Below are 15095 nucleotides of genomic sequence, written 5' to 3'. Positions count from 1 at the left end.
CCGGGGGCGCTGCCCGCGGGTTGTTGACCGGGGGAGCCCGAGTGACCGAGACGCGCCGTGTTGTGCCGCGGTCGGGGCGTTTCGTCGCGCTCGTTCCTCCGCTGGCTCAGCGACCGGGGCCTTGCCTGCCGGTCGTTGAGCGAGGGAGCGCCAGCGACCGAGACGAAACGCGCTGTGCCGCGGTCGGGGCGTTTCGTCTCTGCGTTTCGACTCGCAAGCTCGCTCAACGACTGCGTTCCTCGCTCGCTCAACGACCGGGGGCTCCCTGTCGAGGGGCGCGCCCGAGGTCAGCCTTCGACGAGGATGCCGGCGAGGTCGGCGAGCGCGGGTGCCATGAGCTGCAGCTGCTCGGAGGAGATCGTCGCGCCGCGCAGTCCCACCATGCCGACGACCTGACCGATGTCGGCGCCCCGCAGATCGACGTCGGTGAGCCGCGCGCCGCTGGCGTTCAGCGTGGCGATGCGGGTGGCTTCGAAGGCGACGCGCCGGGCCGAGGCATCCAGCAGGTCGATCTCGTCGATCGTGCAGTCGACGAACGCGACGTCGAGCAGCTCCGCGGCGCGCAGGTTGACGTAGCCGAGCTTGCAGCGCGTGAAGCGGATGCCGCGCCACCCGGTGTCGTACGCCTCGACGGACCCGAACCTGCTGTCCCTGACCTCGACGTCCCGCCAATCGCTGCGCGCTCCCGACGCGACGGGGATGTTCGCACCGACGAACACGGACTCCACCAGACGCGCACCGCGGAAGCCCCACGTGGCGACCTCGAGACCGTCGAAGCGGCACGCCTCGACCGTGTCGCCGACACCGAGCTCCCACGCGTCCAGGGCGACGTCGCTGTACGCGAGGCCCTCGAAGCCGGTGGACCCGAACTCCGTCGAGTCCCGCTCGGCGAGGCCGGACAGCGCGGCCTCGTCGAAATCGAACCGGGGGGCCTCTGTTCCGCTGCGTCCGCGCGGTGTCTTGGTTCGTGCTGCCACCACTGCACCCTAGCCCGCCGTCACGACACGAGCGCCGCCGCGTGCCATCCTGAGTCGCATGAGCCTCAGTCGCATCAGTCTGGTGATTCCTCCGGTGGGTCCGTGGCGCGCACAGGCCCGCTGGTACCGCTGGGCCGACGAGGTCGGCTACGACGTCGCCTACACCTACGACCACCTCACCCATGCGACGGCCCGCGGCGAGTGGCTGGGCGAGGCGTTCACCACCCTCACTGCGGCGGCGGGGGTCGCCGAGCGCATCCGGCTGGGGACCCTCGTCGCCTCCGCCGTCTTCCGCCGGCCGGTCGCGCTCGCGCGGGCGGCCATGACCGTCCAGGACATCTCCGAAGGGCGCCTCGTGCTCGGGCTCGGCCTGGGAGCGCCCCCGTGCGAGCTCGCCGATCGCGGCGAGAACTCGACCATGGGTGAGATGTCCGCGCGTTTCGCCGACGTCGTCGAGGGCTACCGGGCGGTGCTCGACGGCTCGACGCAGTGGCGTGGCAGGACGATGTCGTTCACAGGCCTCGAGACGACGGGCCGCCCGCAGGGCGTCGACGCTCCCGAGCTGCTGCTGGCCGCTCACGGGCCGCGGGCACTGGCGATAGCCGCGCGCTACGCCGACACGTGGAACACCTACGGCGGACCGGGGTCGACGCAGCTCGATGCCGACGAGTTCTGGCCGCTGATCGCGCAGCAGGCCGCCGGCTTCGCGGCGGAGTGCGATCGCGTCGGGCGCGACCCGTCGACCGTGCGGCGCTCGCTGCTGCTGGGCTTCGGCCGCGTGCGTCCGACCGCAGACGTCGACGCCTACCTCGCGGCCGCAGAGCGTGCGGCGAGTCTCGGAGTGGACGAGCTCGTCGTCTACAGCCCCGACTCGCCCGCCGGCATGGGCTCGGACCCGCGCGTGCACGAGCGGGCGCTCGCCCAGCTGCGCTGACGTCACGAGCACCCACGCCGCAGGGGACGCGCGCCGACCGCGTGGCCGGGATCCGTGCGGGGGATAACCCGAAGACAAGACTCCGGCTGCCTCGGGCGCGCTCGGCGGCGCACGCGCCTACCGTAAGGGGCATGACCTCCTCGGACTCTCCTGCCGTTCGCCCGGTGACGCGGCCCGCCCAGGTGGCGGGCGCCATCGCGCAGCTCGCCGCGCTCGGCGTCATCGGCGTCGCGGCGTTCTCGCTGCTGTTCTCGCTGCTGGGCCTCGGCATCGGACTGCTCTTCGTGCTCGGCATCGGCGTGCTCGTGCTCATCGCGCTCGTGTACGTGCTGTTCGGTCTCGGTTGGCTCGAGACCGCGCGTGTCGACGGCCTCTACGAGTTCGGGCTTCCCGCGATGCGGCCGCGCCGCAGCGGCCGCCCCGGATTCGGCGGCGCCATGCGGACGATCTGGATGCAGGCGATCGACCCCGCCACCTGGCGGGCGCTCGCGAACCTGGCGATCGCCACGATCCTCGGGTGGGTCGTCGTGGCGCTCGCCGGACTGCTGGTGTCGGGCGCCGTCCTGGCGTTCACGCCGCTGTTCGCCGAGTCGAGCTCGGTGCGACTGGCCCGCACCGGCATCGAGGTCCCGCTCTCGTGGGCGGTGCCGGTGGGGATCCTCGCAGTGCTCGTCGCCGCCGCCGGCCTCGTCGGCCTCGGTGTGCTCCACGGCATCATCGCGCGGGCCATCATGGTGCCCTCGCGCGAGGCGCAGCTGGCCGCCGCCGCGCGCGCGTCGAGTCAGCAGCACGCCGGTGCGGTCCGAGCCGCGGACGTCGAGCGCACCCGTATCGAGCGCGACCTCCACGACGGCGTCCAGCCTCGGCTGGTCTCGGTCGGCATGACGCTGGGCCTCGCACAGCAGAAGATCGACGCCGACCCGGATGCCGCGAAGGCGCTGATCGCGGAGGCCCACACGTCGACCAAGGCGGCCATCACCGAGCTGCGACAGCTGGCCCGCGGCATCCACACATCCGTCCTGGACGATCGCGGCCTCGATGCTGCGCTGTCGGCGCTCGTGGCTCGGTCGGTCGTGCCCGTGCACACCGACGTGCGCCTCGACGGGCGCTGCAGCCGCGAGACCGAGGCGGCCGCCTACTTCGTGATCGCCGAAGCGCTCACCAACGCCGCCAAGCACTCCCGGGCCACCGAGGTGCGGGTCGTCGCACGCCTGCGTGAGCCCGGCACCCTGTGGGCGCGCGTCGAGGACAACGGGGTAGGCGGCGCACGCGTCATCCCCGGCGGCGGGCTCGACGGAATCGTGAACCGCGTGCTGGCGGCCGGCGGCGAGGCACGCATCGACAGTCCCGCCGGTGGACCGACGAGCGTGGAGGTGAGCATCCCGTGCGCATCCTGATCTGCGAGGACTCGGCGCTGCTGCGCGCCGGCCTCGTCCGCGTGCTCGAGGACGCCGGTCACCAGGTGGTCGCGGCTCTCCCCGACGCCTCGCACCTCGACGAGACCGTCGACAGGACCGCCCCCGAGCTGTGCATCCTCGACGTGCGCCTGCCGCCGAAGTGGACCGACGAGGGCATCCGTGCCGCGCTGTCGCTGCGCGCGCGGCTGCCCGAGCTCGCCGTCCTCGTGCTGTCGCAGTACGTCGAGGAGCGCTACGCCGCCGACCTCATCTCGTCCAGCGGCGGCGCGCTCGGCTACCTCCTCAAGGACCGGGTCGCCGACGTCACGGACTTCCTCGAGGCGATCGAACGCATCGCCTCCGGTGCCACGGTGCTCGATCCGGAGGTCGTGGCGCAGCTGCTCAGCCGTCGCACGCGCGACGAACGGATGCTGCGCCTCACCGATCGCGAGGCCTCAGTGCTCGCGCTCATCGCTGAAGGCCGCTCCAACCAGGCGATCGCGAAGACGCTGCACGTCACCGAAGGCAGTGTCGAGAAGCACATCACCGCCGTCTTCCAGAAGCTCGACCTCGAACCCGACGAGTCGGGCAACCGCCGCGTCCTCGCCGCGATCGCCCACCTCGAGCACGGCGGCACGACGCCGCCCGCGCCGACACCTCCTTCGACGACACAGGGCGGCCGCGGGCCGCAGACAGGAACGAACCGATGAGCACGACCATGACGCCTCCTCCTGCGGCTCCCGAACGCACCGCCGAGGCACCTCGGCCGCCCGCCGGCGGTTCGCGCGTCGTCGCGATCGTGATCATCGTGCTGGGTGCCATCGTGCTGCTGGGCACGATGACCTCGGCCGCGATCGGGACGATCGCGTCGGCATCCGTCCACACCTCGACGCGGTCGGTGGACGCCGCCGGCGTCGAAGACCTCGACATCGACACGGCGGCGGGCACGCTCCGCGTCGAGTTCACCGACGTGCAGGAGGCCGAACTCGAGGTGACCAGTTCATGGGGAGCGGACAACTGGCGGTTCGAGCGCGACGGTGACACGCTCGAGGTGTCATCGCCCGATCGGCTGGGCTGGTTCGGCTGGCGCGGGTGGTTCGGCGACGGGGGAGCGGACGCGGTGCTGCGGCTGCCGTCCTCCCTCGAGGGCCTCGATGCGGACGTCTCGCTCGCGGCCGGCGAATTCGTGGTCGACGGCGAGTTCGGCGCACTCGACCTGTCGCTGGCGGCGGGGTCGTTCGACGTGTCGGGGTCGGCCCAGTCGCTGAGCGCCGACGTCAGCGCCGGCCGCGGGACACTCGAACTCGACGGTGTGAGCGGGGCCGGGCTGACGGTCAGCGCCGGCTCGCTCGATGCCGTCCTCACCGGTTCGCGGCCCGATGTCATCGAGGCCGACGTGAGCGCCGGCACCCTGCGGATGACCGTGCCGGAGGGCGACTACGACGTGACCTCCGACGTGTCGGCCGGCGAGTTCGAGAACGGCATCGGCTCGACGCCGGGAGCCTCGAGCACGATCCGGGTGCAGGTGTCGGCCGGTCAGGCAGTGCTGCAGTCCGGGCGCTGACTCGCTGAGGCTCTGACGCCTGAGGTGTCGCTGCACGCCCCGCCCCCAGCTGTGGGGGTTTGGGGCGCGTCACGCGCGTTCGGGGCGTGCGGTGTGCGCCCCGAACGCGCGTGACGCGCCCCAAGCACGCGGCACGGGGTCGGGACGGGGTGGTCAGGCCGAGGAGGCGGCCGCTCCCGCGGCGAACCCCTCGGCGTAGGCCTCGTCGGCGCCGAGGCGGAACATGTCGCGCTCGAGCGGGCGCACGATCGACCGCGCGCCGGGAAGGTCCAGGGCTCCGACGAGGTCGGCGCGCCCGCGGACGACGGCCACCGGGCGGCGCGTGGCCTTGCCCTTGACGAGGTCGGCGGCCGCTGCCAGCTCGTCGGCCACGCAGGGCATGGTGACGACGAGCGGGCGGCCTTCGGCATCCGTCCCCCCGCGAAGGTCCTCGAACACCTGCACGCCGCCTGCGCCGATCGCGTGGTCGGTCTGCCCCTCGCGCCAGGCGCGGCCCAGCGTGTCCGACACGATGACGCCGACCTCGACGCCGAGCCGCTCGCGCAGCCCCGCCGCGATCGCCCGGGCGGACGCATCGGGATCGACCGGCAGCAGCAGCACTGTGCCGTCCGGCGTGTTCGACGCATCGACTCCGGCGGCGGCCGACACCATGCCGAGGCGATTCTCGACGATCCGCGTCGTCGAGCCGTTGGGCGAGGTGCGGGATGCCACGACCCGCACGGTCTCGGCGGTGATGGCGTCCTCGCGGTCCTCGGCCTCGACGAAGCGGTCCTCGGCCTTCGACACGATCTTGGAGGTGACAACGAGGATGTCCCCGTCCGCGAGCTCGTCTCCCGCGGCCTGCACGATGACATCGACGAGGTCGGCACCTGCCTGGATCTCGGGGATGCCTTCGAGGGGCCAGACGGTGAGCGCGGTGCGAGGCGGCATGGGTCCAGTCTTCCGGAAACTCGAGTGCCGGTCGTCGGCGAGTCTGCGAGCCGAACGCCTGTGATGCCTCCGAGGCGTTTCGGCTCGCTCGTTCCTCGCTCGCTCAACGACCGCGTGCAAGCGACGAGGGGGCGCGTCCGGCGAACCGGACACGCCCCCTCGCGAAAGCGGACAGCGGTGGATCAGCGCACGAAGCGCACCTCGGTGAGCGTCTCGCCGAGGAAGGGCTCGGTATGCGAGGCTCCGTCGAGCGTGAAGCCGTTTCGCGTGTAGAAGCGGTGCGCCCGCGGGTTGTCGTCGGCGACCCACAGGTACAGGCCCTCGGCGGGTTCGACGACCGCGTCGAACAGCTTCTGACCGATGCCGGTGCCGTGGAAGGAGTCCAGCAGGTAGATGAAGTACAGCTCGCGGAACCGCGGGGCGTCCTTGTCGCGGGCTGGACCCGAGCCGGCGAAGCCGACGATCTCGCCGTTCACGAGGGCGGCGAACATCTTGAACTCGGGACCCTGGACGGCCCAGTGGGTCCAGAGCTCGGCGAGGCGCTTGGGTGAGACCGCCTCCAGGGCGGCCTTGCTGATCAGGTGGTCGTACGTCTCGTGCCAGGCGGTCGCGTGAACGCGGCCGAGGGCCTCCGCGTCGACGTCGCGCACCGGACGGACGACGATGTCGGTCTGGGTTTCGGCTTCCATGGCCAGACTCTACGCGCGTCGGCGCGAGACCCGAAATCCGGCCAACGCCGGGTGAACACCGGGTGGCGAGCGGATGCCGCAGCTCTGGGTGGGTGGGCTCCGCGCGACCGGCTTGTGCGCGGCGGATGGACCGGTGAAGGCCCAGATGTCGGGAATCGACAATCGAATCGGCTTATCCGTCGAGGATCGCTACCATCGCACCTCGTGAACGTGATGTGGCGGACCCTGATCGTGATGCTCACCGCGCGCCGGCGCCTGCGCCGCGGCGGGCGGCTCGGGCCGAGCGAGATCAGTCGCATCCGGCTCACCACGCTGCTCACCGACATCGACCTGCTGCGTCACATGAACAACGGCCGCTACCTGTCGCTGTTCGATCTCGGCCGCTGGGATCTTCTGGTCCGCACCGGGCTGTGGGACGTCATGAAGACGCGCGGCTGGTACGCGGTCGTGTCGAGCGAGACCGTCACCTTCCGCAAGTCGCTGAATCTGTGGCAGCGGTTCGATGTCGAGTCGCGCATGATCGGCCACGACGACAAAGCCGTCTACCTCGAGCACCGCGCTGTGGTCGGCGGCGAGGTCTACGCCCGCGCCATCATCCGGGCGCGGATGATGAAGCGCTCCGGAGGCACGCTCTCGCACGACGAGCTGTTCGCTGCCGTCGGTCGCCCTGAGGGGGTTCCGGAAGTCGACGAGTGGGTGCACGAGTGGGCGGCGGCATCCGCTCTCCCGCCGACGCGTGCCGAGGCGCCCAGCGTCTGGAACTGACCTCGGCTGCTAGACGGCGCCCGCGGGATGATCGGGCTCGGGAACGAGCGTCAGACCACCGGGGGAGTTGGCGGCCTTGGTCAGCGCCTCGACCCAGGCCGGGTTGAGGCGCGGCTGGCGTCCGCCGAAGTACTCGAACGTCAGCGTGACGTTCGGGCTCAGCCAGATCGACGTGCGGCCGAGGCCGCTGCGCATCGGGTCGGTCCAGGTGAAGGGGAAGGCCTCGCCTCGCCGCAGCTTGGCCCAGATGACTGCCTGCAGGTGCGCGAGGATGCGGTCGTCGAAGGAGGCGGTGACCCGCGAGTCGTACGTGAGCGTTCCCATCGCCTCCACAGTAGCCGTCCGTCTGGCGGAACTGGGCCTGCGAGTGTGGCTCGGAACATGCGAGGCGGCATTGTACGCGTTTCGGGTGCCGTTGTCTGGTGTTGCGTGGATCGACCGCCTCGTCGACTCTGGGTGGATGGTCAGCTCGCCTCAACTCACTCGGGATTTGCGTGCGGCGCTCTCAGCCGGCGAGCTGTCGGTCGCGTTCCAACCGCAATTCGACCTCGGGGCATCCATCGCACCGCCCGGCGCGGCCCTTCCCGAGCCGGTCGCCGTGGAGGCGCTCTGCCGGTGGAACCATGCGCTGCTGGGCGCGGTGTCGCCCGAGCGGTTCATCCCGCTCGCGGAGGAGGCGGAGTTCCTCGACGAGATGGACGCGCACGTGTTCGCCCGCGCAGCGGCTCAGCTCGCACAGTGGCGGACGGAGGGTCACCTGCTCAGCCTTGCCGTGAACGCGTCGCCGGCGCATTTCTCGTCGGACTACGCCGACGCGGTGCTCGCCCGGCTCGATGAGCTCGACCTCGATCCCGCCGTCGTGACGATCGAGATCACGGAGGCGCCCGCGCCGCAGCTCCGTCCGCCGATGCTGTCCGCGATCCAGTCGCTCCACGCCGTCGGCGTCGCCATCTCGGTCGACGACTACGCGGCCGGCGACACCACCGTCGCCATGCTGGAGGCCATCCCCATCGACGAGGTCAAGATCGACCGATCGCTCACGCAGCGCACGGACGCCGCCGCGGACGACGCGATCGCCGCCGTGGTCGAGAGCAGCGGCGACCACGGCTGGCGAGTGGTCGCCGAGGGGATCGAGACCATCGCAGACCTGGAACGGTCACGCGCGCGGGGTTGCCACCGCGGCCAGGGCTACCTGTGGGGCCTCCCGCTGACGGCCGGCGAGATGGACACGCGGCTCGCGCAGATCTGACGATCCTCGCCAGGCATCTGACGATCCGCGCCAGGCAGGGTCGTCACGACGCCGGTCCGCCTCGAGGCGGACGCGTGCTCAGAGCCCGTAGTCGGTCGTGTCGTCGGAGGGGTCGTCCGCCTGGCCGCTCGAATCGCCGACCTCGAACTGGGACCAGGTGACCGGCATCCCGGGTGAGAAGAGGATGTCGACGCCGGGGCCTCCGCGCAGCGGGGGGATGTTCACGTAGCCGCCCCCGGCCTTGATCGCCTCGAGGATCCTGCCCTTGAGCTCTGACACGGGGTCGGGGAGGAAATAGTCGCGTCCGTCGACGGTCAGTCGGTTCACGATCGCCATGGCCCCACAGTACCCGCCCATCGCCGCCGGTTAGGATCGAGCGGTGGGCACACTTCACTACGGCTCCCCGCCGGCCTCGTTCCAGATCGACGATCGAGCTCTCGCTCACGTCGAGCTCGTGGTGATGGCAAAGCTGCGCCGGCGCGAGAACCTGTCGTTCTCGCTGGTCGACGAGAAGACCTCCGTGCGGCAGGCGATGTGGATCTCACCGGTCACCACCCTGCGCTTCGAGTACGACGGCCCGATGCCCGAGATCAACCGGCTGTGGCTGCAGGACCTCGTCGACACCGCGAACTCCTCCAGCGGCCTGCGGCTCGTGCCGGAGCCGGAGCTCCCCTCACGCTGAGACGCGTCCGCTCACGCTGAGACGCGTCCGCCGCCGTCTCGCTTCGCCCGGTACATCGCCGCATCTGCGGCATCCAGCAGCTCACCGGGTGAGCCGCCCCGCTCGGCGGCGACCATGCCCGCCGAGGCGTTCACCGAGATCTCGGTGCCGCGGACGACGATCGGCTCCCGGATGGCGGCCACCGCCCGGCCGGCGATCGCCGCGGCCTCGGCGGCTCCGGCGCCGACGCACACCATCACGAACTCGTCGCCGCCCAGCCGGACGACGGCGTCCGAACCTCGTGCCACGCCGCTCAGGCGCCGGCCGATCGCCGCCAGCACCGCATCGCCCATCTCGTGCCCGTACGTGTCGTTGACGGCCTTGAAGTCGTCGAGGTCGAGGAACACGACGGCCAGCGGCTTGTCGGAGTTCTGCAGGAGCTCCTCCAGACGGTCGTCCAGGAAGCGGCGGTTGTGCAGGCCCGTCAGCGGGTCCCGCAGGGCGAGTTCCGCGAGTTCGGCCTGCGTGCGCGCCGCCATGGCCGAACGGATCTCCTCGCCCAGCTCGAACGCGTCCTGCGCGTGCTCGCCCCACGGCAGGCTGCGTCCGGTGACGCTCTCGCGCCAGGCCGAGAACGACCGTCGCGGCGAGAGCGGGTGATCGCGGTTCTCGGCGCGCTGGTCGCCGAGCCAGTCGACGGATCGCGCGACCTCGCTGCGGACGAACACGAGCAGGTCGCCCTCTCCTCCCAGCGGGACGATGAGCAGGCCCGTGACGTCGGGGATCTCGACGGCGAGCTCCGGCCGTTCGAGTGGGAGGGCCTCCCACACGAACCGGCCGACTTCGAGCTCGTCGACCACGGCGAACAGGCGGTCGGCCGGCGGGACGACGCCCACGGTGTGAACGAGGTCTCCGATGCGCAGCAGGGCGCCGTCGGCCGGCACGACGTCGAGGACGGTGCGTGCACCGCTCATGAGCACTCCTCCGACGTCGGCGCGACTGTAGAGCGGGGCGATGATCGAGATCCGCCGCTCACGGGCCTCGAGCTGCCGGCGCAGGCGATGGATCTGCTGGGCGGCGGCCAGCTGCGTGCCGACCTGCGAGGCCATGACCTCGAGCGCTCGCCGCAGGAGCACGGGGATCCGGCGGGGCGTTCGGTGCGCGCAGGTGAACATGCCCACCAGATGATCGTCGATGACGATGCCGAACGACACCGTCGACGCCTGACCCATGTTGCGCATGAACTGCAGGTGGTGCGGCGAGACGGCCCGAAGCTCGGTGATGCCGAGATCCGCGGGAGCCACCTCCGGCAGGAGGGTGTGCAGGGCGAGCCCCGGGTCGTCCGTGTCGGCGATCACCCGCGACCGCTTCTCGATGTACAGGGCGCGCGCCTGAGAGGGGATGTCGGATGCCGGGAAGTGCAGTCCGAAGTAGGGCTCCATGTCGGGCTCGCGCTCATCGGCGACGATCTGGCCGTGGCCGTCCTCGTGGAACTGGTAGCACATGACGCGGTCGAAGCCGGTGATGTCCTTGATCTCACGGGCCGCCCGCCGGCGCAGTTCGTCGGGATCGGAGACGCCGGACAGGCGCTGGATCGCGCTGACCACGCCGGTGCGGACGTAGTCGAGGTCGGGGACGACAGGCTCCAGCTCGAGGAGCAGCGGGGTCGTGCCGCGGTGTGCGATGACGTCGTACGCCCGGCCCTCGAAATCGGCACGAACCGGGTCCACCGCGACGCCCTCGCCGATCGCCCATGTCAGCTTGTCGCTTCCCGCCTCACGCAGGTCGCGGCCGAGCCAGTGCTCGACGTTCTCGCTGGCCACGACGACGACACCGGTCGGCTCGTCGACGCCGAAGAGGATCCCATGGGATTGGATCCGCCCGATGGTGCGGATGGGCTCGGTCGCGCACTCTTGCAGCCGCAGCTGCTCCGCGGCATCGCGTGAGTGGTCGCCATCGAAAATCCGGAAAGAGAGGTCGGTCAACGCATGCCCTTCGGTGCATGGGGAAACGGGGGGAACTGCGTTGGCGAGGTTCTCAATCATATGCGTGACCCCGCTCGGCGTCGAAGTGTTCTCCACACCGGCTGGTGCGGCCGCTAGCGCACGGCGATCCGCGGCGCAAGCGGTTTGCCCGACCGGTCCAGGTGCTGTTGCGTGGACGATCGAGGCGCCGGCGATCCCGCCGGCGCGGGAGGGGAGGAGTGCGCCGTGGATACGACCACCCTTATCTGGATCATCGTCGGCATCGCCATCGTGCTCATCGTCGTCGTCGTCGCCCTGCTGGTGACGGCACGGGGGCGCCGCGCGCGTCGGGTGGAGCAGCAGCACGACCGCGCCGAGAAGCTCCGCGCGGACGCCCGGGAGACCGAGCTCCAAGCGCGCGAGCACGAGGCCGAGGCGGCCCGCGCGCGTGCGGACGCCGCAGCGGCCGCTGCGGCGGCGGAGGCGGCGAAGGCCCGCGCCGCCGAGGCGTCGATCGACGCCGAGCGCCGAGCCGGAACGATCGACGATCACCGCTCGGAAGCCGAGAAGCTGCGCGAGCAGCAGGCCGAGACGCTGCGCAAGGCGGACGACGTCGACCCGTACGTCGGTGACGACGCTCGTTCCGCCACGGCGGTACGCGATGGAGCCACCGTCGACGACCGTGCGGCGGTCCGCGATGGAAGCACTGTCGACGACCGCGCGACGGTACGCGATGGAGGCACCGTCGACGACCGTGCGGCGGTCCGCGATGGCGACGTCGTAGACGACCGCGCCGCCGTCCGCGACGCCGGCACGGTCGACGAGCGCACCACCGCGGACGAGCAGATCACGCGGCCTCCGGCGCCGCAGACGCGAACAGACCGCGCCTGACACGCACGTCGAGCACGACGGCACGTCGCCCGCTAGCGTGGGTGCGTGATCGCCGTGCTCGACGTGCTCCGCACCGCGGGCCGCCTGCTGTGGCGGCACTGGCCGGTGCTGCTCGCGTGGTACGCGGCGGGCGTGCTCGGTCGGTATGTCGTGATCGAGGCGGCAGGCTTCGTCGGTGCCTATAACGCCGTCGCCGGATCCCTGCTGCTGCCGCTGGCGATCCTCTCCCGTCTGGTGGCACTCGTCGCAATGCTCCTCGTCGTGCGGGACGGGATGCGGCAGCTCGACGAGATCTCGCCGCTGCCCGAAGACGCGGCGACGCGTCGCCGGCAGTTCACGGACGCGCTCCTGGCCGGCATCCTGCCGTTCTTCGCGTTCTATGCGGCGTGGGGATTCCTGCGCGAGGATGCTGCGGCGTACTCGGCTCGTGCACTCGAGGTGAGCGCGGGACTGAACTTCGCGGCGATCGTGGACGAGACCGATGCGGCGGGCGACGGCCTGGCGGGTGCGCTGACCCTCACTCCGGTGACGTTCGCGATCGTGGTGGTGGCGTTCGCGCTGCGGTGGGTGCTGAAGCGCTCTCGCGAACGACTGCCGCGATGGTTCGGCGTCGTCGCCGCGTACCTCGAGGCCGTCTGGGTGTATTTCGCGGCCCTCGTCCTGTCCGTCGCGATCGAGTCCGTCGCCGGCTGGGTGCAGACACGACAGGGGATGGTGTGGCTTGACGACTTCCGGGCCACCGTCTCGTCTGCGTTCGCGCCGCTCGCGTGGGTCTGGGAGGGCATCGAGTGGTTCGTCGGGGAAGCCGGCGGCATCATTCTGCTGCCGCTCGCGTGGCTCACGATCGCCGGCGTCGTGTACGGGCAGGCCGTCGCGCCCGAGCCCGTGCCCGCCGACTCGCTCGGGGGCGAGGTCGGAGCACGCCTTCGCAGCCGCTACCGCTCGCTTCCGGGGCGGCTCCGTGCGCGCCTGGGCGACATCTGGGCGGACCTCGTGTCGCGGTTCACCCCGATCGGCGACGCGATCGTGCTCATGTGGCGCGCGGGCCCGGTCCTCATCGGCGGGTTCGTGCTGCTCTACACGGTGCTCCTCGCCGTGCAGGGATGGGCGGAATGGGGTCTGCTGCGACTTGTCGGCCCGCACGACCTCGACGAGTTCTGGCTGGTGTTCGATCAGGTGATCTTCCTCGTCGTCCCGGTGCTGATCGAGCCCATCCGCATCGCGCTGGTGGCGGGCGGCTATGACGCCGTCATCGGCCGCCTCGTCTCGCGCCGCGCCGCCGCCGCGCCCTCGAGTGAGCCAGCGTCCGCCGCGCCGTCCGATGCAGCGGATGCATCTGCATGATCAGGGCTCGACGATGAAGCGGACGTTCTCCGGCCAGAGATCCGCCGATATGACGTCCACCGCGAATGGGCCGGCGGCGTCCTGCGGCACGACGTAGCGCACGTCGAGTGTGTACGGTTCGGTCACGTCGGACGAGCAGGATGCCGGACGCAGCGGGTCCCAGTCCGTGGTGAGCGAGGAGGTGTCGGCATCCCACTCGCGGTTCGCCCCCTGCAGCTCGCGGAGCATCGGCTCCGCGCACGCGAGCTCCGATGCTCGGGGGTCGATGTCGATCTGAACCCTCAGGACCCGCGCGTCGCGCGGCGCGAGCGGGTCGTCGACGAACTCCGCCACCGCGGGACCTACGACCGCTTCCCCGTAGCTGGTGTGCTGTCCCTGTTCGAGCACGGCGGGGACGGCCGGCGCGCCGGAGTTGGCTTCGCTCCACTCGTGCCAGGCGACGGTCGCCGCCAGCGCGGGAACGAGGATCACCAGCACGCCGACCGCCACCGCGTTCCTGCGCCACCACCCGCTCACAGGTTCGCCCATCCGGTCTCGGGGAGCTCGTCGCTCGGCGCGGTGGGCACCGCGCCGAGGTCGAACTCCAGGACGATCATCGAGTCGAGCCGGCGGTCGGATGACAGTGCGAGCTCGAGAGTGGCGTCACCCGAGTCCAGGTCGGCCGGCAGCTCGAACGCCAGACCGCCGCCGATCGGAACGCCGGCTGACAGTTGTTCCCTGAACAGCGAGTCCGGCCGCTCGCTCGCGCCGTAGCGGACGCCGTCGACGACCAGCTCGGCGTGATTCAGGCTCACGAGATCCTCCGACGTCACGGATGCGACGTCGAGATCGACGACGATCCAGTTCCCCTCCGCGGACCAGTCGCCGGCGTGCAGCTCCGACGTGCGGCGGACGTCGCTGATCGTGGCGGCGATGTTGCGGCCGACAGCCTCCTCGCCGACGGCCGCGATCAGCGGCATGGGCGCCTGGATCTGCTCCTCTCCGGGCGTGACGAGTGCGACGAACCACGCGACCACGACGAGCCCCGCTCCGACCGACCACGCCGCCCAGCGGGGGAGGGTGCGATCAGCCCTGGCCATCGGCATCCTCCGCGTCCGCACCGGCACCCACGTCCTCGACCTCCACGGTGACGACCGCGTCGCGCACCGGGTCGATCCACCATTGGCCGGTCGTGACGAACGAACCGGTGTACAGCGATCGTGCGTACAGCGTGACGGGCACCTCGTCGCCGGCTGCGAACGCGTCGGCGGGGACGGCCCACGCGAAGACGATCCGTGCGGGAACGTGCGGCTGCAGCCGGGGGCTGATAGTCGTGTCGTCGTACCGCGCGGCGCTGACTTCGGTGTCGATGCCCTCCACCGTGAGCGAGCTCCCGACGCCGCCGGCACCCGCGGTCACCGGACGATCCCACTCGTTCTCGACGTCGGCGACGACGGCGAAGACACGCTCGCCGGGCTCGGTGAAGACGCCCGCGTCGGGCAGTTCGTCGATGAGGACCGCCCGCTGCACCGTGAGCGATCGTTCGGCCGTGATGTGTGCGTCCCCCGGCTCGAGACTCGCGGGCGCAGGCGCCGCCGCCGTGGCGAGCCCGCCGAAGGCCGCGGTGACGAGCAGGAATGCTCCGGTGGCGATGCCCGCGAACCATCTGGTCGGGACCCGATCGGTCGCCGCGCGCACCCAGGCGAACCGACGCTTCGGCTCGGCAGGGGTGGTCGGCGACTCGGACACGA

General features: G+C 71.2%; 18 protein-coding genes. 9 read left to right on the top strand and 9 right to left on the bottom strand.

All coding sequences use genetic code 11. The annotated features are described in order from the left end of the window. Positions 1-287: 287 nt before the first annotated feature. On the bottom strand, positions 288-977 hold the full coding sequence (locus tag MRBLMI12_RS06955) for a pentapeptide repeat-containing protein (RefSeq protein WP_363355099.1): 690 nt from the start codon (positions 975-977) through the stop codon (positions 288-290). A gap of 58 nt (positions 978-1035) precedes the next feature. Here MRBLMI12_RS06955 and MRBLMI12_RS06950 point away from each other — a divergent pair, with 58 nt between their 5' ends. The 4 genes from MRBLMI12_RS06950 to MRBLMI12_RS06935 all read left to right on the top strand — a co-directional run bounded on the left by MRBLMI12_RS06950 (position 1036) and on the right by MRBLMI12_RS06935 (position 4872). Continuing rightward, on the top strand, positions 1036-1911 hold the full coding sequence (locus tag MRBLMI12_RS06950; RefSeq protein ID WP_363355097.1) for an LLM class flavin-dependent oxidoreductase: 876 nt from the start codon (positions 1036-1038) through the stop codon (positions 1909-1911). A gap of 131 nt (positions 1912-2042) precedes the next feature. Continuing rightward, the gene (locus tag MRBLMI12_RS06945; RefSeq protein WP_363355095.1) at positions 2043-3308 is read left to right on the top strand and encodes a sensor histidine kinase; all 1266 of its coding nucleotides are present in this window, start codon (positions 2043-2045) and stop codon (positions 3306-3308) included. After that, complete coding sequence (locus MRBLMI12_RS06940) at positions 3296-4018, top strand: response regulator transcription factor (RefSeq protein ID WP_349425356.1); 723 nt, start codon at positions 3296-3298, stop codon at positions 4016-4018. Before MRBLMI12_RS06945 ends, MRBLMI12_RS06940 begins: the two co-directional genes overlap by 13 nt. Beyond that, positions 4015-4872 (top strand): hypothetical protein, encoded by an 858-nt coding sequence (locus MRBLMI12_RS06935; RefSeq protein ID WP_363355093.1) that lies wholly within the window; start codon positions 4015-4017, stop codon positions 4870-4872. The genes MRBLMI12_RS06940 and MRBLMI12_RS06935 overlap by 4 nt, the downstream gene beginning before the upstream one ends. Positions 4873-5025: 153 nt before the next feature. On the opposite strand, the gene MRBLMI12_RS06930 is transcribed toward MRBLMI12_RS06935, so the two are convergent. Together MRBLMI12_RS06930 and MRBLMI12_RS06925 are read right to left on the bottom strand one after the other, a co-directional pair. Continuing rightward, positions 5026-5802 carry a coenzyme F420-0:L-glutamate ligase gene (locus MRBLMI12_RS06930; protein WP_363355091.1) on the bottom strand — a complete coding sequence of 259 codons (777 nt, stop codon included), beginning with the start codon at positions 5800-5802 and terminating at the stop codon, positions 5026-5028. 182 nt (positions 5803-5984) lie between these two features. Beyond that, the gene (locus MRBLMI12_RS06925) at positions 5985-6491 is read right to left on the bottom strand and encodes a GNAT family N-acetyltransferase (RefSeq protein WP_349425353.1); all 507 of its coding nucleotides are present in this window, start codon (positions 6489-6491) and stop codon (positions 5985-5987) included. Between the two features lie 204 nt (positions 6492-6695). On the opposite strand from MRBLMI12_RS06925, the gene MRBLMI12_RS06920 reads away from it, so the two are divergent. Further along, positions 6696-7256: a thioesterase family protein gene (locus MRBLMI12_RS06920; protein WP_349425352.1), complete on the top strand. Its 561-nt coding sequence runs from the start codon at positions 6696-6698 to the stop codon at positions 7254-7256. 9 nt (positions 7257-7265) lie between these two features. On the opposite strand, the gene MRBLMI12_RS06915 is transcribed toward MRBLMI12_RS06920, so the two are convergent. Beyond that, positions 7266-7580: an ATP-dependent DNA ligase gene (locus MRBLMI12_RS06915; protein ID WP_301115044.1), complete on the bottom strand. Its 315-nt coding sequence runs from the start codon at positions 7578-7580 to the stop codon at positions 7266-7268. 136 nt (positions 7581-7716) lie between these two features. Here MRBLMI12_RS06915 and MRBLMI12_RS06910 point away from each other — a divergent pair, with 136 nt between their 5' ends. Continuing rightward, positions 7717-8505, top strand: a complete 789-nt coding sequence (locus MRBLMI12_RS06910; RefSeq protein WP_363355088.1) for an EAL domain-containing protein — start codon at positions 7717-7719, stop codon at positions 8503-8505. Positions 8506-8583: 78 nt separating this feature from the next. Here the strand turns inward: MRBLMI12_RS06910 and MRBLMI12_RS06905 are convergent, their stop codons facing one another. Then, the gene (locus MRBLMI12_RS06905) at positions 8584-8841 is read right to left on the bottom strand and encodes a hypothetical protein (RefSeq protein ID WP_349425350.1); all 258 of its coding nucleotides are present in this window, start codon (positions 8839-8841) and stop codon (positions 8584-8586) included. Positions 8842-8884: 43 nt separating this feature from the next. Between MRBLMI12_RS06905 and MRBLMI12_RS06900 the strand changes: the two genes are divergently transcribed. Beyond that, positions 8885-9187: a hypothetical protein gene (locus MRBLMI12_RS06900; protein WP_301115050.1), complete on the top strand. Its 303-nt coding sequence runs from the start codon at positions 8885-8887 to the stop codon at positions 9185-9187. 11 nt (positions 9188-9198) lie between these two features. On the opposite strand, the gene MRBLMI12_RS06895 is transcribed toward MRBLMI12_RS06900, so the two are convergent. Beyond that, positions 9199-11151 carry a bifunctional diguanylate cyclase/phosphodiesterase gene (locus tag MRBLMI12_RS06895; RefSeq protein WP_363355085.1) on the bottom strand — a complete coding sequence of 651 codons (1953 nt, stop codon included), beginning with the start codon at positions 11149-11151 and terminating at the stop codon, positions 9199-9201. A gap of 225 nt (positions 11152-11376) precedes the next feature. On the opposite strand from MRBLMI12_RS06895, the gene MRBLMI12_RS06890 reads away from it, so the two are divergent. Both MRBLMI12_RS06890 and MRBLMI12_RS06885 read left to right on the top strand, forming a co-directional pair. Next, the gene (locus MRBLMI12_RS06890) at positions 11377-12021 is read left to right on the top strand and encodes a hypothetical protein (RefSeq protein WP_363355083.1); all 645 of its coding nucleotides are present in this window, start codon (positions 11377-11379) and stop codon (positions 12019-12021) included. A 45-nt stretch (positions 12022-12066) separates the two neighbouring features. After that, on the top strand, positions 12067-13365 hold the full coding sequence (locus tag MRBLMI12_RS06885) for a hypothetical protein (RefSeq protein WP_363355081.1): 1299 nt from the start codon (positions 12067-12069) through the stop codon (positions 13363-13365). Here the strand turns inward: MRBLMI12_RS06885 and MRBLMI12_RS06880 are convergent, their stop codons facing one another. The 3 genes from MRBLMI12_RS06880 to MRBLMI12_RS06870 are packed head-to-tail and all read right to left on the bottom strand — an operon-like array spanning position 13366 to position 15093. Further along, a complete protein-coding gene (locus tag MRBLMI12_RS06880) occupies positions 13366-13893 on the bottom strand; it encodes a hypothetical protein (protein WP_363355079.1) in 528 nt (175 codons plus the stop codon). Continuing rightward, positions 13878-14444 (bottom strand): hypothetical protein, encoded by a 567-nt coding sequence (locus tag MRBLMI12_RS06875; RefSeq protein ID WP_363355077.1) that lies wholly within the window; start codon positions 14442-14444, stop codon positions 13878-13880. Before MRBLMI12_RS06875 ends, MRBLMI12_RS06880 begins: the two co-directional genes overlap by 16 nt. Next, positions 14431-15093: a hypothetical protein gene (locus MRBLMI12_RS06870; RefSeq protein WP_363355075.1), complete on the bottom strand. Its 663-nt coding sequence runs from the start codon at positions 15091-15093 to the stop codon at positions 14431-14433. Before MRBLMI12_RS06870 ends, MRBLMI12_RS06875 begins: the two co-directional genes overlap by 14 nt. Positions 15094-15095 lie beyond the last annotated feature (2 nt).

The sequence above is a fragment of the Microbacterium sp. LMI12-1-1.1 genome (genome assembly GCF_040676455.1).
In the GTDB taxonomy this organism is placed as follows: domain Bacteria; phylum Actinomycetota; class Actinomycetes; order Actinomycetales; family Microbacteriaceae; genus Microbacterium.
Note: the sequence above shows the minus strand (reverse complement) of the source record. Positions and strands in the feature narration are given on the sequence as shown.